The sequence below is a fragment of the Acinetobacter sp. SW-226 genome, assembly GCF_055632855.1.
This window is the reverse complement of sequence record NZ_CM145752.1, coordinates 3,472,545-3,491,264: the sequence shown is the minus strand read 5'-3', so window position 1 is coordinate 3,491,264 and position 18,720 is coordinate 3,472,545. Positions and strand designations below refer to the sequence as shown.

Below are 18,720 nucleotides of genomic sequence, written 5' to 3'. Positions count from 1 at the left end.
TGAGGTAAAAATAAGTCATGTTTACAGGGATCATTGAAAGTCTAGGCACTGTTGAAAGCCTGCAAAATGTCGGTGGTGACGTGCGTTTACGCATTGGTACTGACCTCGATATGTCAGATGTACATTTAGGTGACTCGATTGCCACCAACGGTATTTGCCTCACGGTGATTGATTGGGGGGAGCATTGGTATGCTGCAGATGTTTCGCGTGAAAGTCTGAACCGAACCACACTGGGTGGTTGGAAAGTGGGGCAACGGGTCAATGTAGAAAAGGCGATGTTGCCAACCACACGCTTTGGTGGACACATTGTGTCAGGGCATGTCGATGCGGTGGGTGAAATTACCGTTGTACGTGAAGATGCACGCTCGCTGTATTTTGAAGTCACAGCACCGCCTGAAATTGCCCGTTATTTGGCAGAAAAGGGTTCGATTACAGTTGATGGCATTAGTTTGACCATTAACCATTTACGTGGGCATATTTTGAGTCTCAATTTAATTCCGCATACGGCGGAACGAACCAATATTGCAACGTGGAAGTCAGGCAGTAAAGTGAACCTTGAAGTAGATGTGTTAGCACGCTACATCGAACGCCTGATGATGGGTGATAAAGCAGCTGAAATTACCCCACAATCTAAAATTAGTTTAGACTTTTTGGCACAAAATGGTTTCTTGAAATAGAAAAATCGTTTAGATTGCAGCAAGAATAGACAAAAGATGAGCTCCCTATTTTGCCAAAATGAGGGAGTTTTTCTTTTGAAATGAATAGGTAAGCAATTGAGTATGATGAAAGATAGTACGCAGTTTATTGCACGGATACGTGACAATGATTGATTTTTTTCTCCATCTAGAACAATTATTGCCCGTACTGCTTGCAGAATACGGCCTTTGGATTTATGCGATTCTTTTTCTGATTATTTTTGCAGAAACGGGTTTCGTTTTTATGTTCTTTTTGCCTGGTGACAGTTTATTAATTGCCATTGGTGCACTGTGTTCAAGCTCAGATTTAATTCACATCCATACTATGGGTATTTTGATGATTATTGCTGCGGTATTGGGCTATAGTGTCAATTATTATACGGGCCAAAAACTAGGCTTCAAGTTTGCACATCAACATTCACGTTGGTTGAAACCTGAATATATGGTGAAAACCAATCAGTACTTCCTAAAGCATGGTGGTAAAACCATTTTAGTAGCACGTTTCATTCCTTTTGTCCGTTCATTTGCTCCTTTTGCAGCAGGTGCAGGACATATGAGTTTGAGTAGTTTTATGTGGTACAACGTCACAGGTGGTTTGATTTGGATCACCAGTTTGTTGGCGATTGGTTATGGTGTGGGTAATACTTTATCGTTCATGGTTGGGGTGTTCGCTTAACGACTAACAATGGAGAGCGTGATGCAGACATATAAAGAAACTCACCGAAGTGAGTTTACATGAATGGGTCACTTATTCGGCAGTGTTGGATACCACCTCATCTGAGAAACTTGAGTTTTTCAGAATATAATCAATTTCTTCTTGTGCCGCAGCTTTCAGCTTGCTGCGGTAGGCGGTCACAGATTCCTCAATTAAGGTTTCCGCTTCAAGTTCCAAGCGTAAACGGACACTTTCAAGTTCAGATAAAATCTGTGCATCGTTAATGCTGAGCTTAGCTTTGGCATAATCCAGTGCGTGCTCAGGTGTTTTTTCATAGCGTGCAGTATAGTTTGAAATTTCCTGATCAACGCTTTGTCGCATGACATTTAAAGCTTGGGTTTGCTCATTAAACTGACGAATTTCATCTTTTTTCAGGCTTTCAGCATAAGCTTCCTGTGCAGCACGTTTATCTGCCAGTGATTTTTCCAACGTTTCTTGCTTACGAATTCGCGCTTCTTCAATCAGCTGTGCTTTCAGGTCAGCATAGGCTTGCTCAATTTTTTGGGTAGAGACGGCTTGAGCGCGTTGGTCTTGTTCAATCCAACTGTGTAAACCTGTTTCAGGTTTGAGTACATCACAGACGCGACTCAGGTCATCAATAAAGGCCTGACGAACAGCATCAGGGACATTTAACCAGCGCTGTTTAAAATCTGGACCAACATTCAATGCCACTACGCATCTCCTTATGTCAACGGTGGAAAGGTTTAGAGCTTGAAGGTTCGAGCTTCTACACCTAAACGTCGATACTGTTTAAATTTTTCACGACCTTGTTGTTTGGCCGACTCGTTATTTTCAATAATTTCTATAATGTGGCTAAATTTTTCGAACTGTTCAATAGCTCGATCGTTAAAATTGAACACAATCCAATCGGATTGTTCGGGCAGTTGGCCTGAAATACAGATTCGAGCCTCAATTTGATCAATGCCATGCGGAATAAAGCTTGTACGATCAAAACTCCACAACCGTTCATCTAATTGCTGCTGTCGTTCAGTGTCACTTGCATACAACCAGATTCGCTCTGGTTGGCGCAAGATTTTTCGGCATAAACGACAAGCACTTTCGACTTGTCGTTCAGGACTTTGTTCAAACAGGTAAAAGCTAATATTAGCCATTAGATTGCGCACGGTTGGCTAAGAATTGCATCAGTAAAGGCACTGGACGCCCTGTTGCACCCTTATTGGCGCCCGAATTCCATGCTGTACCTGCAATGTCTAAGTGCGCCCAACGGTAATCACGGGTGAAGCGTTGCAAGAAGCAAGCCGCCGTCACAGCACCAGCTTTAGGCCCGCCAATGTTGGCAATATCGGCAAAGGGGGAGTCGAGTTGTTCTTGATAATCATCAATCACCGGCATGCGCCAGACGCGGTCAAAGCTGTTTTGACCTGCGTTGGATAATTCTGCTGCTAATTCATCATCAGGAGTAAACATTCCTGTGAGTACAGAACCGAGTGCAACGACACAAGCACCTGTTAAGGTTGCAATATCAATCACCAGTTCGGGATTAAAACGTTTTACATAGGTCAAGGTGTCGCACAGCACCAAACGACCTTCAGCATCAGTATTTAAAATTTCAACGGTTTGGCCACTCATGGTGCTCACAATGTCACCTGGGCGCGTTGCCTTACCTGATGGCATATTTTCAGCCGCAGCAATCGTACCTACGACATGAATGGCTAAACCTGATTCACAAAGAGCCCGTAGGGTACCTAAAACCGAGGCAGCGCCACACATGTCGAATTTCATTTCATCCATGCCTGCACCTGGTTTGAGTGAAATACCACCTGTATCGAAAGTGATGCCTTTACCAACTAAGATCACAGGTGCCTCAGGGCGGTCTGCTTGATATTCAATCGTGATGATACGGCCTGGGCGATCTGAGCCTTTGCTCACTGCAAGGAAAGAGTGCATACCCAAGTCAGCCATTTGCTGTTCATCGAGGACATTAACGCGGAGCAGGTCAGGGTATTGGGCTGCTAGAGCTAAAGCTTGTTCAGCTAAATATTCAGGGAAGCAGATATTGCCCGGACGATTACCTAAGTCACGTGCAAAGCTTTGACCTGATTGCACTGCTTCAATCAATTTGAGCTGTGCATCATTCAGTGTCGAGTTGGTTGCAATGAAGCTAATGTGTTCAAGCACAGCCTCTGTTTTTTTCGATTTGAATTCGTCAAAAGCATACGCTGCTTGCGTCAAGCTGAGGGCAAATAAATAATGCAATTCAGTCGGGAGGGCTGAAAGATCAATACTGATGTGTTTGAATTTTTTTTGTGAAGCTTTGATAATAGTTTGTGCAACTTTAGCCAGTTTTGCTGTTTGTAATTCAGCAGCTTTACCAATTCCTAACAATGCTGCATTTGGGCTTGTTGGGATTTGAGCAATGAGGCTTAAGGTTTCATTGAAAGCGGCTTTAAACTGAGCTGCCTCAACTAAGTTGTTTAAATCATTAATTTGATAACTATTTGTAAGCTGTTGAGTGTTTTCAGAATCTACTAATATCAACAAAAATTGGCTAGACGTATTCTCTGCGAATGACGTATTAATAGAGAGTTTCATAAGTTTTATTTAAGCCTTATAAAGTTTGAAAATGATTAAACCACTGAAACATTAACATGAATAGAGTTGCAAAGTGCAACAAGAGTACAGGTTTTATATTTTCACTATTCGGGTAAACTAGCGCTAGTTTTTATTCACCTATTTTTGGAAGCATTAATTTGATTATTCGGCGTTATCTGGTCAAACAAGTGGTGTCGACATCCTTGGTTGTGATTGCCTTATTGACCTTGATCATGATGGGCGGTCGTTTGATCAAGTATTTTGGTGTAGCCGCACAAGGTCGCTTGGATGCAGGTATTTTATTTAGCATTATTGGCTATCGTTTGCCTGAATTTTTAACGCTCATACTTCCTCTAGGCTTCTTCATTGGTTTGATGCTGGTGTTTGGTCGTTTATATGTCGATCATGAAATGGCGGTACTTAATGGTAGTGGGGTTAGTCGTAATCAGTTAGGACGGCTTCTGATTCCACTTACGGTGGTTTATCTTGCTGTCCAAGCAATTTTAATGTTGTGGATGGCGCCGTGGGGTGTTCGTCAATTTGAACAACTCACCACCAGTCAGGCAGTACGAACAGGGTTTGATCTGGTTCGCCCTAAAGAGTTCATTTCATCTGGCCCTTATACTATTTATGCAGGTGATTTGTCGGAAGACCGCAAGAATCTCAAAGATATTTTCTTTTATCAGCGTGCTGAGAAAGAGGGTAAGCCTGATGTCATGATTTTGGCCAAAGAAGCCACACGTGTTGAAATTAAAAATGATCCTGCCAATGTGGTGGACTTGGTACAGGGTCGACGTTATGAAATTTATCCAGGACAGCCGCGTTATACGCAAGCGGAGTTTCAGTCTTATCGTCTACGTTTAGAAAATGATAAAGAAGCGAAGTTTGAAAGTGCTGATGTTGAAGCACTGTCTACTGTGAAACTTTGGGATAATCGAAATGATCCTGTCGTGGCGAGTGAATTGGGTTGGCGTATTTTTGTGCCCTTTGCGATTGTGGTCGCATTGATGCTTGCTGTAGCCTTATCTGAAGTGAGTCCACGTCAAGGGCGTTATTTAAAGCTGTTTCCAGCATTACTGATTTTTGCCAGTCTGATTGTGGCGTTAATGGCCATTAAAACTCGGGTCAGCAAAGAAGAAATGGGCATTTGGGCTTATCCACTGATTTTGGTGATTTATGCGATTGCAGCAGCACTGTTTTCTCGTAAACAAAAGCTTGCACCCAAAATTAAGAAAACATTACAACGAGCGGGGTCTTAATCATGTTCGCACGTCGTATAGTCGCAAAACATGTGACCAAAACCACCGCGATGGCAATGATAGGTGCCACAGCCATTTTATCAGTTCTACAAATTCTATTTACTTATTTAGGTGAGTTAGGCTCTCTCAAAGATGGGTATGGGGCGTTGGATGCTTTACGCTACGTCCTATGGGGGGCACCACAATATTTGTATGAAATTCTGCCGATTGCAGCACTGATTGGTTCTGTATTGGGCTTGGGCACTTTGGCATCGAACAGTGAGCTGATAGTGATGCGCTCTGTTGGTGTGAGTCTTTGGCGGATCGTCGGTTGGGTGATTCGTTCGGCATTGATTTTAGTGGTGCTGTCTTTTGCTCTAAGTGAATGGGTGATTCCCTATACCAATGAGCAAGCCAAAAGTGTGAAAAGTCATCGAACGGCTGCTGAGTTGGGCGAAGTCCGTGGTTATTGGACGCGAGAAGGGCAACGCTTTATTTATGTCGATTATGCCAACTCTCAAGGTCAATTGAAAAATGTGCAAGTGGTCGACTTTGATCGGGATGCTCGTTTAAAAGGGGTATTGAATGCCGAACAGGGGCAATTTGTACAAGATGGCCGTTGGATTTTACAGAATACTGCACAAGTCGATTTGCTAGTAACGGGGAATGCGTCTTTACAAAAAGCAACTGAGATGCCTTTGGCCTTAGCTTTACAACCGAAATATGTACATATGGTGACTATTGATCCTGAAGATCTCTCACCGAGTCAATTGGTCAGTTTCATGAGTTATATGCATGAATACAGCCAAGTGCCTAAAACGTATCAGTTGGCTTTTTGGCAGAAAGTGGCCTCTCCATTTGCTTTAATTGCCTTGGTGTTGATTGCTTGTTCCTTTATTTTTGGTCCACTTCGCCAACAGTCGATGGGCTTTCGTTTGGTGATTGCACTGTTTACAGGTTTAGGATTCTTTTACCTACAAGACTTCTTGGGGTATGCAAGTTTGGTGTATTCACCATCACCTGCGTGGTTTGTTTTTGTGCCGATCTTGTTGATGTTTACAGCAGGCGGTTATTTATTACAACGTGCGCGTTAACTGTACGATATTGAAGAAAACAATGCGAATGATGGTGTTAAACCATCATGCCTGCATAGAGTCTTGACCGAAAATTCGGTAAGATATAGCGATTAATTTGTAGACAAAAAAGAGTGTTTATTATGGCGGATGCAACTGCTGGCAAAATTCCTCACGTATTGGTGATTATGGATGGTGTGGGTCATCGTGAGGCGGTCGAAGACAATGCATTTTTAGCAGCAAATCGACCAAATTTAACAGCTATTGAAGCAAAGCATCCGCATAGCTTAATTTCAGGCTCTGGTGAAGACGTCGGCTTACCAGATGGTCAAATGGGCAACTCTGAAGTGGGTCATATGAACTTGGGCGCAGGGCGTGTGCTCTATCAAGACTTTACCCGCATCACCAAAGACATTCGCACAGGTGCTTTTTTTGAGCATGAAGTGTTGGTCGATGCTGTTGAAAAAGCCAAAGCAGCGGGTGGTGTGGTACACATCATGGGCTTGTTGTCTGAAGGTGGGGTACATTCACACGAAGATCATATTGTGGCTATGGCTGAACTTGCGTTAAAACGTGGTGCAACCGTGTACCTTCATGCCTTCTTAGATGGTCGTGATACGCCGCCACGCAGTGCTCAACCCTCTTTAGAAAAATTAGATGCATTGTTTGCTCAATATCCAAATCAAGGACGTATTGTCAGCTTGATTGGTCGTTATTTTGCGATGGATCGTGACAATCGTTGGGACCGTGTAGAGCAAGCTTATCGCTTACTCACAGAGTCTGAAGCTACACGTACTGCGGCTACGGCAGTTGAAGGTTTGGAACTGGCTTATGCGGCTGATGAGTCGGATGAGTTTGTCAAAGCAACACGTATTGGCAATGCTGTGAAAGTTGAAGATGGTGACAGTATTGTCTTTATGAACTTCCGTGCCGACCGTGCACGTGAGATCACTAAAGCGTTTGTTGAAAAAGATTTTGCAGGTTTTGCACGTAAAGTCGTACCCAACTTATCGAAATTTGTCATGTTGACACGTTACCAAGCTAGTATTGATGCGCCTGTAGCGTATATGCCTGAAGCATTGAAAAACTCGATTGGTGAATATCTTTCAGACCTTGGCAAAACCCAATTGCGTATTGCTGAAACTGAGAAATATGCACATGTGACGTTCTTCTTTAGCGGTGGTCGTGAAGATGAATATCCGGGTGAAAAACGTATTTTGATTCCTTCACCGAATGTTGCGACTTATGATCTCAAGCCAGAAATGAGCGCATATGAAGTAACCGATGAATTGGTGGCTGCGATTAACTCAGGCAAGTTTGATCTGTTGGTGGTGAACTATGCCAATGGCGACATGGTTGGCCATACGGGCGTGTTTAATGCTGCGGTGAAAGCAGTGGAAGCCGTTGATTTATGCTTAGGCCGTGTCTATGAAGCGGTGATGGCACAAAAAGGTCATATGTTAATTACAGCTGACCATGGTAATGTTGAACAAATGCAGGATTATCATAGCGGTCAGGTACATACTCAGCATACCACAGAGCTCGTGCCGTTCATTTATGTAGGACCAACGCAAGCAACCATCGCTGAAGGTGGCGTATTGGCTGATGTCGCACCAACGCTACTCAGCTTAATGCACATTCCTGTTCCTACAGAAATGCAAGGTCGTAACTTAATTACATTAGACGTATAAATCAATTTGGGTGGATAAATGGCAAAAGCATCGTGGACTTCAATAGGTGTAATGATTGCTTTAGGTTTTGCTTTGATCCACCCAGTGGGTGCTGTTGCAAAAACAGCGACTGCACCTGCTTTTGATGATGAATTGGAACAGGGCTATGTTGAGGTTCCAATAGAATCTATTCAACAATTTGTGCAAATTTATGGTTTAGTCAAAGATAATTATGTGGCTGAACGCAGTGATGATGCTCTTTTTCAACAGGCCATTAAAGGCTTGGTCGGCGGTTTAGACCGTTATTCCCGCTATTTATCACCGCAAGAATATAAGCAGTTGGTGCAATATACTGAAGGAGATTTGGCTTCGGTAGATTTTGGTTTAGTATTTGATTCCCGCTTACAACAATGGCTGATACGTGGGCTGAAACCTGATTCAGACTCGAGCAAATTGGGTTTAAAAAATGCAGATGCCATTTTTAAAATAGATGATCAGGAATTACATAAGCTCAGCCATACTCAGGTGAATGATTTACTCAGTGGTGCCATCGGCAGTACGGTGAGCCTTCAATTGAAAGCCAATTCTGTTCCAATCAATGTGGTGAGAACCCGAAAGGTTGAAACAGATATTCAGTCTCAGTTATTGAACAACCAAGTATTGGTGCTGAAAGTTCGTGTTTTCCAACAAGATACCGCCAACGAAATTCAACAGTTGATTGAAGAACACCATTCGTCGCGTCTAAAAGCAGTGTTGATTGATCTCAGGAATAACCCGGGAGGATTGTTGTCTGCTGCAGTGGAATCTGCTGATCTATTTTTAAATCAAGGCGTCATTGTTTCAACGAAAAGCCGCTCTGAGGGTGATCAGCAGTTTCAGGCCTTACCAAGCTTTGAGTTTCAAAACTTGAAAGTAGGAATTTTAATTAATGATCGCTCTGCATCAGCGGCAGAAGTATTTACTGCGGCGCTCAAGGAACATGGGCGAGCATGGGTGATTGGTGAGAAAAGTTATGGCAAAGGGGTCGTGCAGAAACTTTTTCCACTGTCCAATGGTGCAGCTTTGCAAATGACCGTGTCTCACTATTACACGCCAACTGGTCAGATGATTGAAGGGGTGGGAATTGCGCCAAATCAGGTTTATCCAATGCCACACGAACTCAAAGACGAAAGCTATGTTGAACATGTGGCAGAGATTTTAATTAACCGTCGTTAAGTCTTTAAACGGAATCGTCTTCACCATCGAGTCCGAATTTCTTCAAGCGATAACGTAAAGAACGGAATGACATGCCGAGCTTTTTAGCCGCCAGTGTTCGGTTCCAGTGGGTGAGATTGAGTGCATTCATCAAAATTTCTTTTTCAATTTTTTCTAAATACAGCTCTAAGCCTTCTTCAGGTAATTTGCGTGAAGGCACAGGGCTAAGTTGATCAGTACCAATCGCACCCTGTTGTGTGGCATTAGTATAGTTGGCCTGTGCAATCGGTCGCAGTGGGGCGGTTTGCAAGTGCGGTAAGTCAATACTGCTTTCATCACTTAAAGTGATGGCACGTTCCATCATATTGCGCAGTTCACGCACATTGCCCGGATAATATTGGGCCAATAAAAACTCACGTGCACGTTCACTTAGGGTTTTGACCGGGATGTCCCACTCTTGACAGATTTTCTGAATGAAATGCTGTGCCAAAAGAATAATGTCATTACCGCGCTCACGTAGGGCAGGCAGTACAATGTCCATAACATGGATGCGGAAATATAAGTCCTGACGGAATTTACCTTGTTGTACTAAGGCTTCAAGGTCTTGGTGGCTGGCACTAATCACACGGAAATCGACATCAATTTCGGTATCGCTACCAATGGGACGAATACGCTTTTCTTGTACTGCACGTAAGAGTTTGACTTGCATGGTTAGTGGCAGTTCTGCAATTTCATCTAAAAATAGACTGCCACCATGTGCAGAAAGGATCAGGCCTTGTTTGTCTTGGGTTGCCCCTGTGAAACTACCTTTACGATGTCCAAATAGTTCACTTTCCATCAGTTCTGTTGGGATAGCACCACAGTTGATGGCAATAAATGGCCCTTCATTACGGTTACTCAGGCGATGTACCAAATTGGCCACCACTTCTTTACCAGTTCCTGATTCACCTGTAATAAAGACAGGGGCTTGTGAGCGGGCAATTTTTTTCAAGGTCACACGAAGCTGTTGAATAGGAAGGGATTGACCAATTAACAGTTTGTGTTCAAGCGTATCTTCTTGAATATGTAGCTGGCTGATAGGCTGGTTAAAGGCCTTTTGTAAAAGTTGCTCTAAATGCTTTTGGTTGATTGGTTTACTGACAAAATCAAAAGCACCCGCTTTTAATGCGGCAATCGCGACATCCATGTTGCCATAAGCAGTTAATACAGCTACAGGTAGATTAGGATAATTTTGAGCAATAAAATCCACCAGCGTTAATCCATTACCATCAGGTAAATTCAAATCTGTCAGACAGGCATCATATTGATGTGTTTTAAGTGCTTGAACAGCCTCCTGTAAGCGATAGGCAATATGCGTATCAATCCCCATTCGACTTAAAGACATTTGCATCAGTGTACATAAGTCTTGTTCATCATCCACCAATAAGACAAGTGGTTTTTTTTCCACGCTTAACCCCGAAAATTACACGTCATTGTTTATACGAGGGCATTCAATCCGAAAGCATGCCCCTATTTTTTGTTCTACATAGTATAGCTTAGCTTGGTTGGCTTCGCAGAAACTATGGGATAAATATAATCCTAAACCAGTTCCATTGATTGAGGTACTGAAAAACGGTTGAAACAAGGTCGTTTGATCCTGAGTGGCGACCCCGTCTCCAAAATCGCAAACCTCAATGTGAACAAGGTTTTTATAGCTATAGACGCGAATTTGAATATGTTCAGCTTCCGTTGCATTATGCCGGATGGCATTTCGAATCAGGTTGATCAGCACTTGTCTCAGTTGTTGTTCGTCGAACTGAATATAAGCTTGATCTGAAATACGGCAGTCAATTTGCTCTTTGACATCGGGCAAATCTTCAATGATAAAACGTTCTAAAAAAGCTGCGACATCAATTAAAGTCGGATAGGTTTCTTTACTTCGTGCCATGCTCAGTGTGTCGCCAATAATTTTATCAATCCGTGAAGCTTGTTTGGCAATCATGTTATGCAATAGTTCTTGTTGTGGGCCATTGACTTGCATCAGTTCATTGGCTTGAGTGATGGCTGCCAAAGGATTGCGAATTTCATGTGCAATGCTGGCAGAAAGTTGGCCCAGTGCAGCCAGTTTGAGTTGTTGTACGCGTTGATTAATTTTCTGTGCGTCTTGCAGCACAAATAAAGTCAGCGTTTGATTCGGGACTTGTAGTTTTTGAATTTCGATTTGAATTTGAAAGCGACTCAACTGTGATTTAAATTGGAATTTTTCCCCATTTTTCAGTTGGTCGAATTTGAGTAGCTCGAATAAATCAGGTTGTGCTTTATACAAAGGGTATTTGTCATTGGCATAAATCGGAGAAATACCCAAGAGTGCACATGCTGCAGGGTTACTGAGTACAATATGGCAGTTTTCATCGAGAACCAAATAACCCAGCTCGGTTTGCTCAAGAATATAACGGTTAATATTTTGCAGTTGATCTAATTCTTGAGATTGGTAAAAGTTTATTTTTTCAAGGAATTGGAAGCGTCGAACAGCAATTTGACCTGACCCATACACCACAAAAAATAAAAAGGCGAGCACTGCACTATTGCCAATGGTGTTGAGTGAACTAATTGAAAATAATGTCCCAATAAAATGCTGATAAACCAGTGTAATCACTGCGATCAAAGTAATGATGAGCGCTTTTTGTTTATCCACCAATAAGGAAGAGGCAAAAATCGTGATCACAAATAGTAAACTTAATTGTAAGTTAGGGCCATCTGTGGCGAAGGTGAGTAAACTGAGACTGACAACATCGACAATGAACAGTAAGGTAAGCTGAAGCGGAATATGTGTCCGTATATTCTTGAGACTCAGGAGCTGAAAAGCACTGATAAAAATAAAGCCAATCAGTACATAGCGATATAGTGCTGGATACTGGTAGTTTGAAAACAGTTGCGCATAGGTCAGTAAAAATACCAGCAGTAAACAACAGCCAATAAACAGTCGATACGACGCATACCAAATGCCTAAGCGGTATTGGTTGAGTTGAATATTGCTATTGTGTCGAGCCATGTCGGTCTTTAGTGAGCAGACATTAGGGTTTGATCAGCCCGTAACGAATCGCTAAGTGAGTGAGTTTTACATCGCTGTCGATGTTGAGCTTTTCAAAAATGCGATAACGATAGGTATTGACTGTTTTTACACTGACAAAAAGTTTATCAGAAATTTCCTGCGCACTGATGCAATTCACCACCATCATCGCGACCTGCATTTCACGTTCAGACAAGGCATCAAAAGGTGACGTCTGTGTATCGGATAGATAAGAACTGGCCAGTTGCTCAGCAATATCAGCACTGAAATATTTACCGCCTTGCATCACTTTATTGATGGCACGAACCATTTCAGTTACAGGTGCGCCTTTGGTAATGTAACCTTTAGCCCCAGCTTTGAGTAATAACGATGGATAAGGCTCTTCCGCTAAACCGCTGACGGCTAAAACTTTAGTGTCAGGTGCGGTTTGTAGTAAACGGCGTGTCGTTTCTACCCCACCAATCCCAGGCATGTTGACATCTAATAAAACGACATTCGGATGATGTTGACGAACAAGGTTAATGGCTTCTTCACCAGATTCAGCTTGGCCAATGACTTGAACATCGGCATGGTCCTCGAGCATTCGACAAATCCCTGTACGCACTAACTCATGGTCATCTACTACTAAAACTGTGATCACCTAGCACTTCCTCACTATAAAAACCATATTTTTTGTTACATAAAGCAAAATAAGCTTGCAATGAAACGACAAAATTAGCAATCCTATTCTTAGGCTTATTTGAAAAGATATGCGCACTGTTGATGGCAATGCTATTCGCATTGTGTACAAATGTAAGGCAATGGGCGTGGATACGCAAATGTATCTTATGGGTTATGAAGTTGAGTGAATAAAAGTGAAAAAATCAAATAAATTTTTAATGCATCTATTGGGATGGTCAATTGTAATGACTAGCAGTACCCATAGCTTTGCAGACTTGGTGGTCAACCCGGGTTCGGGATCGAGCCAAGCAACTATGAGTTGGTCTGCTGCGGATGCAGAACAGCTTCTTAATGATCAGATGATGGAAGATCCTGAGGAGTACGCTCCGCAGGGTTCAACAAAAGTCACCACCAGTATTCGAAGCTCAAATGGTGTTGTTACCAATAGCACAGCTAAAACTGCACAAATTTTCGACACATCGAAATATTCTAACCAGCCAACTGTCAATGCACGTGCAGCATTAGTCATGGATGGCAATACTGGGGAGGTGCTGTACAGTAAAAACAGTAATACCGCTCTGCCAATTGCGTCCATTACCAAACTGATGACCGCGGTGGTGATTTCAGATGCACGTTTAAATATGTCTGAGAACATTACTTTACAGCAAGCAGACTTTTCGTGTTCAGGCTGTAAAAGTTCAAGTTCATCTCTACGTGCGGGTGATAGTATGAACCGTGCAGAGGCTTTGTTATTTGCTTTAATGAAGTCAGAAAATCCTGCAGCATCAGCACTTGCTCGGACTTATCCAGGTGGACGTTCAGCTTTTGTTGCTGCGATGAATGCCAAAGCAAAATCTTTGGGCATGAATTCAACGCATTATATGGAGTCAACAGGTTTACATCCAGGTAATGTGGCTTCAGCACGTGACTTGGGTATTTTGGTTAATGCCGCATCACAATATGGTCTGATTCGTCAGTTCTCAACCACAGCAAGCTATGATTTTAACTTGGGTTATCGTGTATTAAAATCAAATAATACCAATGCCTTAGTTCGTAATGGTGGCTGGAATATTAATATTTCAAAAACAGGTTTCATTAATGAAGCCGGTCGTTGTGTGGTGATGCATACCACTTTAAATAACCGTCCAGCAGTGGTGGTATTATTGGGCGCGGACTCATCTGCAGCACGTACGAATGATGCAACGCGCCTAATGAACTGGGCAAGCCAATTACCAAAACGTATTTAACCTGACTTTGTTTTTGTTCACTCAACAACAAAAATTGAGTCACAAAAAAGCCCTGCATATGCAGGGCTTCTTCTTTTAATTCAGCTTACATATTCGACAAAATTGAATCACGAACTTGTTCTAAAGTTGCATCAATTGAAAGCATAACTGCGTCAGAACATTGCTTGATCGCAGTATCAGGATCTTTTAGACCATTACCTGTCACGGTACAGACAATCACAGAACCTTCTGCAATTTTACCGGCTTTGATGTCACGGATTGCGCCACCAATAGATGCTGCAGAAGCAGGTTCTACAAAGACACCTTCATACATTGAAAGTAAACGCTGTGCGTCTAAAATTTCTGCATCAGTCAGTTCGTCAAACCAACCTTGAGAGTCACGAACCACCGCTTTCGCATGGTTCCAGCTTTGTGGGTTACCAATACGAATTGCTGTTGCAACTGTTTCAGGGTTTTCAACGGGTGCACCACGTAAGAAAGGTGCAGCACCTGCTGCTTGGTAACCCACCATGGTTGGTAGGCCTTCAGGTTTTGGACCTGTGAATTGATCAGTTTCAGCATTGTAAATCACTTGCTCAAATTGATCTGCAGGTTGATTGGCAACTGCTTCGGTATAACCCATCCAGTGTGCAGTAATGTTTCCTGCGTTACCTACTGGTAGGCAGTGGTAATCTGGTGCACGACCTAACTCATCGACGATTTCATAAGCAATGGTTTTTTGACCTTGCAAACGGTATGGATTGATTGAGTTTACGATGGTTACTGGCGCTTTATCTGCAATTTCTTTAACCAGACGCATACCGTCATCAAAGTTACCGCGAATTTGCATGGTGATCGCACCATACATCATCGCTTGTGCCATTTTACCCATGGCAATTTTGCCTTCAGGGATTAAAACGAATGCTTTGATACCAGCACGTGCAGCATAAGCTGCTGCCGCTGCAGAGGTATTCCCTGTAGATGCACAAATAATCGCTTTTGAGCCTTCTTCAACGGCTTTAGTGACTGCCATGGTCATACCACGGTCTTTAAATGAACCAGTCGGGTTTAAGCCCTCGTACTTCACATAAATTTCAACATTTTTGCCAATTAAACGTGGAATGTTCTCAAGTTTAATCAGTGGCGTATTACCTTCACCCAAAGAAATAGCGCGAGTAGTTGCAGACACTGGTAAACGGTCGCGATAACGGTCAACTAAACCAGTATAACGATTGGCATTCGACATGATGATGTTCCAATTGTGTGTAGAGCTTGGTGAGAAAGAGAAGAGCGTTCTTTTCCTCAACCCGATTAATTATCAAGCGATTCTAAACGAATTCGCACGATTTCGCCATGAATGACGGGTAAGGCTTGAATTTGAGCAAGAGCCTCATCCATTTTTGATTCTTTGACTGGATCAGTCAAAATCACGATTGGAATCAGGTCTTTTAAGCGAGATTGCTGCATGATGGCATCAATACTAATACCAGCACGGCTTAGAATTGTGGTGACATCGGCCAAAACACCTGTTTGATCTTCAGCATTAATACGGATGTAGTAGCCTGTGGTCATTTCTTCACGTGGCAGAATAGGTAAGTCTGCTAATGCTTCAAAAGCCAATTGTGGAATTGTTCCTGCACCATCTTCGGTATAAGAAATGTCACGGACAATATCAATCACGTCTGCAACCACGGCAGAAGCAGTTGGGCCTGCACCTGCACCTGCACCGTAATACAATGTTGGGCCGACAGCATGTGCTTGAACCAATACGGCATTCTTCACACCGTTCACATTGGCAATCAATTGCTCTTCAGGAATCAACGTTGGATGTACACGGAGTTCAATGCCGTTTTCAGCACGACGGGCAATACCCAAGTGTTTGATACGGAAACCTAGTTCTTCAGCATATTTTACATCTTGCGCAGTGACCTTGCTGATGCCTTCTGTAAAGACTTTATCGAATTGAAGCGGGATACCAAAGGCAATAGATGCCAATAGTGTCAGTTTGTGCGCAGCATCAATTCCTTCAACGTCAAAGGTTGGATCTGCTTCGGCATAGCCGAGTTCCTGCGCTTCTTTGAGCACATCTGCAAAAGCACGACCTTTTTCACGCATTTCAGTGAGGATGAAGTTTCCTGTCCCGTTGATAATACCTGCTAACCAGTCTATACGGTTGGCAGCTAAACCTTCACGCATGACTTTAATGATCGGAATACCGCCTGCAACCGCAGCTTCATAGGCGATTTGCACCGCATTGTCATCCGCTAGTTTGAACAGCTCATTGCCATGTTCAGCCAGTAAGGCTTTGTTTGCTGTAACGACTTGCTTACCGTGAAGAATGGCTTCCTTAATCACTTCATAAGCAGGGTGGATGCCACCCATAACTTCAACCACAACGTCGACATCAGGTTGACGCACAATATCTAACAAATCTGAGCTTTGTTTAATACTTGGATCAAGCTCTAAATCTGGACGTGGACGACGTGTGCCGACATAGGTAATTTGAATTTCTCGACCGGTGCGACGTTTAATCTCAGCAGCATTTTCTTTTAGTAGTTTAAGGGCACCACCACCCACAGTACCAAGACCGAGGATTGCCAGACGAACTGGTTTCACGTCACACTCCAATTTACTTATAAATATTAAATCAAGCTTAGATCATAGCTAAAAAAACTGTGAGACTCTAGGAAAGAAATAACTTTATGTTTAACTATAAATATTAGTTAAATAACAAATAAAAATTAGTTATTTAAGTCGATTTAATAATTCACTTGGTGTCAAATAGCCACCGAGATATTCACCATCTTCGTTATAAATCGCAGGCGTACCATTTACACCCATGTTTAGACCTAATTGGTATTGATCCCGCACTGGATTTTTACAAGTTGCAGGTGGCAGTTGAACACCTGAAATGGCTTGATCAAACGCAGCTTGACGGTCTGCACTACACCACACGCTTTCCATAGCAGGCATGAACTGCTCGCCACGTGGCCATGCAATGTAACGCACCTCGACACCTTGAGCTGTGATTTCAGGGATGTGCTCATGCAGTTTATGGCAGTAAGGACAACTGGCATCGGTAAAGACATAAACCACATGTTTGGTCTTGCCTTTGGCTTTATAAACCAGTAGGTCTTCAGTTTTCAGTTCTGCTAATAGCTTTTTATTGGCCTCAGCCTGTAGGTTATCACTAACATTGTGGAGGGTTTTATCGCCTAAGCGAATCACATCCCCTTGGATAATATATTTGCCGTCTGCTGTGGTATAGACAGAACTCATTCCTTCAAGATTCACCCAAAATAGGTTGGGTACTTCGGTGGCTTTAATATCAATGATTTTGGCATTGATGTTGGCTGTTTTGAAATGCTTTTGAAGCGTGTCAATTAAACGTTGTTTCGCATTGCGTTCCGACAATGTCGATGCTTCACCCGTGGCCGGAGCGCTTGCTGTTAAAGAGTCTTGTTTTTTTCTTCAGTATTGTTTGAACATGCTGTGACCAGAACAGAGGAGGCAAGGACACAGGCAATGAACAATGGCTTACGGGTAAATAACATAGATAACCCTTTTTCTTTTGACTTTATAAAAACAGAGCGCCAAGCATAACAAAAAAAGCAGAAGACTCGGTAATACTTCGTAGCCTTCCTGCTAAAAATAGTCTTCCGTGTATATTTGTTAATGGCTTTAAGCACGTGGATGATGCATGGCATGCAGTTGCTGCATACGCACTTGTGCGACATGGGTATAAATTTGTGTTGTCGACAGATCACTGTGTCCTAGGAGCATTTGTACCACACGCAAGTCCGCACCGTGATTGAGTAAATGGGTTGCAAAAGCGTGGCGTAAGGTGTGTGGCGAGAGTTCTGCTTGAATCCCTGCTTGTAAGGCATAGCGTTTAATGGCGTACCAAAAATTTTGCCGACTCATAATGCCCCCATGTTGAGTGAGAAACAGATAGTCGGTTGCAGATTTATATAACTGTGGGCGAGACTCTTGCAGATATTTCTCGACCCATTCCACTGCGATTTGCCCTAAAGGCACCAGTCGTTCTTTATTGCCTTTACCTGTAATTCTTAAATAGCCTTGTTTTAAATTGATTAAGTCTAGGCGGAGGTTCAGTAGCTCAGATACACGTAGCCCACAAGCATACAATACTTCAAACATGGCACGATCACGCAGTCCGAGAGCGGTTTCAATATCGGGTGCTTGAATCAGGGCATCGACATCTTGTTCAGATAAATCTTTAGGCAGTGCGCGGCCAATTTTGGGCGTTTTATGCAGTGCGACGGGGTTGTCGGAGCGTAGTTTTTGTTCCCGTAAAAACTTAAAAAAAGAACGCATGGCGGATAGACAGCGCGCAATTGAACGTGGACTTTTGCCTTGTTTCGTAAGTGCCAGTAAAACATCAGCGATATCATCACTGCTCCATTCGGGCATGCTCACAGCACAGCACTCACTACATTGTAGTAAGTCGGAAAGATAAGCATTTCGCGTATGCGGACTGACAGTTTGTGCAATGAGGTAATCTTTAAAGCCATGTAAAAAGCTGAGCTGGGTTGGAATTTGAACAGGCGCAGGTATACGCGGTTTTTTATTTAGCATAACTTTTCAGCACATCAGCAAAAAATACAAAACAATGATTGGGGTTTA

Annotated in this window: 16 protein-coding genes and 1 pseudogene; 7 read left to right on the top strand and 10 right to left on the bottom strand. The window is 42.8% G+C overall.

Features of this window, described 5'->3' with window-relative positions; translation table 11 throughout:
* Nucleotides 1-17 precede the first annotated feature (17 nt).
* On the top strand, nt 18-677 hold the full coding sequence (locus ACZ8ZH_RS16555) for a riboflavin synthase (protein ID WP_119064856.1): 660 nt from the start codon (nt 18-20) through the stop codon (nt 675-677).
* A gap of 145 nt (nt 678-822) precedes the next feature.
* A complete protein-coding gene (locus ACZ8ZH_RS16550) occupies nt 823-1,371 on the top strand; it encodes a VTT domain-containing protein (protein WP_086209781.1) in 549 nt (182 codons plus the stop codon).
* A gap of 72 nt (nt 1,372-1,443) precedes the next feature.
* On the opposite strand, the gene blhA is transcribed toward ACZ8ZH_RS16550, so the two are convergent.
* Genes blhA through ACZ8ZH_RS16535 form a run of 3 tightly spaced genes read right to left on the bottom strand, consistent with a single transcriptional unit; the run spans nt 1,444 to nt 3,963 of the window.
* Nucleotides 1,444-2,082 (bottom strand): cell division protein BlhA, encoded by a 639-nt coding sequence (gene blhA / locus ACZ8ZH_RS16545; protein WP_119064858.1) that lies wholly within the window; start codon nt 2,080-2,082, stop codon nt 1,444-1,446.
* A gap of 32 nt (nt 2,083-2,114) precedes the next feature.
* The gene (locus ACZ8ZH_RS16540) at nt 2,115-2,522 is read right to left on the bottom strand and encodes a DNA polymerase III subunit chi (RefSeq protein ID WP_110974817.1); all 408 of its coding nucleotides are present in this window, start codon (nt 2,520-2,522) and stop codon (nt 2,115-2,117) included.
* Nucleotides 2,515-3,963 (bottom strand): leucyl aminopeptidase, encoded by a 1,449-nt coding sequence (locus tag ACZ8ZH_RS16535; RefSeq protein WP_119064860.1) that lies wholly within the window; start codon nt 3,961-3,963, stop codon nt 2,515-2,517. The genes ACZ8ZH_RS16540 and ACZ8ZH_RS16535 overlap by 8 nt, the downstream gene beginning before the upstream one ends.
* A 158-nt stretch (nt 3,964-4,121) precedes the next feature.
* On the opposite strand from ACZ8ZH_RS16535, the gene lptF reads away from it, so the two are divergent.
* The 4 genes from lptF (at nt 4,122) to ACZ8ZH_RS16515 (ending at nt 9,159) form a co-directional block, all read left to right on the top strand.
* Nucleotides 4,122-5,222 carry an LPS export ABC transporter permease LptF gene (lptF, locus tag ACZ8ZH_RS16530; protein WP_086209777.1) on the top strand — a complete coding sequence of 367 codons (1,101 nt, stop codon included), beginning with the start codon at nt 4,122-4,124 and terminating at the stop codon, nt 5,220-5,222.
* 2 nt (nt 5,223-5,224) lie between these two features.
* On the top strand, nt 5,225-6,295 hold the full coding sequence (gene lptG / locus ACZ8ZH_RS16525) for an LPS export ABC transporter permease LptG (protein WP_119064862.1): 1,071 nt from the start codon (nt 5,225-5,227) through the stop codon (nt 6,293-6,295).
* A gap of 122 nt (nt 6,296-6,417) precedes the next feature.
* The gene (gene gpmI, locus ACZ8ZH_RS16520) at nt 6,418-7,965 is read left to right on the top strand and encodes a 2,3-bisphosphoglycerate-independent phosphoglycerate mutase (RefSeq protein WP_119064864.1); all 1,548 of its coding nucleotides are present in this window, start codon (nt 6,418-6,420) and stop codon (nt 7,963-7,965) included.
* A gap of 18 nt (nt 7,966-7,983) precedes the next feature.
* Nucleotides 7,984-9,159 (top strand): S41 family peptidase, encoded by a 1,176-nt coding sequence (locus tag ACZ8ZH_RS16515; RefSeq protein ID WP_110974813.1) that lies wholly within the window; start codon nt 7,984-7,986, stop codon nt 9,157-9,159.
* 4 nt (nt 9,160-9,163) lie between these two features.
* Here the strand turns inward: ACZ8ZH_RS16515 and ACZ8ZH_RS16510 are convergent, their stop codons facing one another.
* The 3 genes from ACZ8ZH_RS16510 to gacA all read right to left on the bottom strand — a co-directional run bounded on the left by ACZ8ZH_RS16510 (nt 9,164) and on the right by gacA (nt 12,827).
* Nucleotides 9,164-10,528, bottom strand: coding sequence for a sigma-54-dependent transcriptional regulator (locus tag ACZ8ZH_RS16510; RefSeq protein ID WP_416202564.1), 1,365 nt, complete (start codon nt 10,526-10,528; stop codon nt 9,164-9,166).
* Nucleotides 10,529-10,600: 72 nt separating this feature from the next.
* A complete protein-coding gene (locus tag ACZ8ZH_RS16505) occupies nt 10,601-12,169 on the bottom strand; it encodes a sensor histidine kinase (RefSeq protein ID WP_119064866.1) in 1,569 nt (522 codons plus the stop codon).
* Nucleotides 12,170-12,191: 22 nt separating this feature from the next.
* The gene (gacA, locus tag ACZ8ZH_RS16500) at nt 12,192-12,827 is read right to left on the bottom strand and encodes a response regulator transcription factor GacA (protein ID WP_086209771.1); all 636 of its coding nucleotides are present in this window, start codon (nt 12,825-12,827) and stop codon (nt 12,192-12,194) included.
* Between the two features lie 214 nt (nt 12,828-13,041).
* On the opposite strand from gacA, the gene ACZ8ZH_RS16495 reads away from it, so the two are divergent.
* Complete coding sequence (locus ACZ8ZH_RS16495) at nt 13,042-14,094, top strand: serine hydrolase (RefSeq protein ID WP_139841364.1); 1,053 nt, start codon at nt 13,042-13,044, stop codon at nt 14,092-14,094.
* A gap of 85 nt (nt 14,095-14,179) precedes the next feature.
* Here ACZ8ZH_RS16495 and thrC read toward each other — a convergent pair whose 3' ends face one another.
* From thrC to xerD, 4 genes and pseudogenes are all read right to left on the bottom strand, one after another.
* On the bottom strand, nt 14,180-15,319 hold the full coding sequence (thrC, locus tag ACZ8ZH_RS16490) for a threonine synthase (RefSeq protein WP_119064868.1): 1,140 nt from the start codon (nt 15,317-15,319) through the stop codon (nt 14,180-14,182).
* Nucleotides 15,320-15,384: 65 nt separating this feature from the next.
* Nucleotides 15,385-16,689 carry a homoserine dehydrogenase gene (locus ACZ8ZH_RS16485; protein WP_086209769.1) on the bottom strand — a complete coding sequence of 435 codons (1,305 nt, stop codon included), beginning with the start codon at nt 16,687-16,689 and terminating at the stop codon, nt 15,385-15,387.
* A 129-nt stretch (nt 16,690-16,818) separates the two neighbouring features.
* Nucleotides 16,819-17,627, bottom strand: a pseudogene (locus ACZ8ZH_RS16480) (DsbC family protein).
* 127 nt (nt 17,628-17,754) lie between these two features.
* On the bottom strand, nt 17,755-18,672 hold the full coding sequence (gene xerD / locus ACZ8ZH_RS16475) for a site-specific tyrosine recombinase XerD (RefSeq protein WP_086209767.1): 918 nt from the start codon (nt 18,670-18,672) through the stop codon (nt 17,755-17,757).
* Between the last annotated feature and the right edge of the window lie 48 nt (nt 18,673-18,720).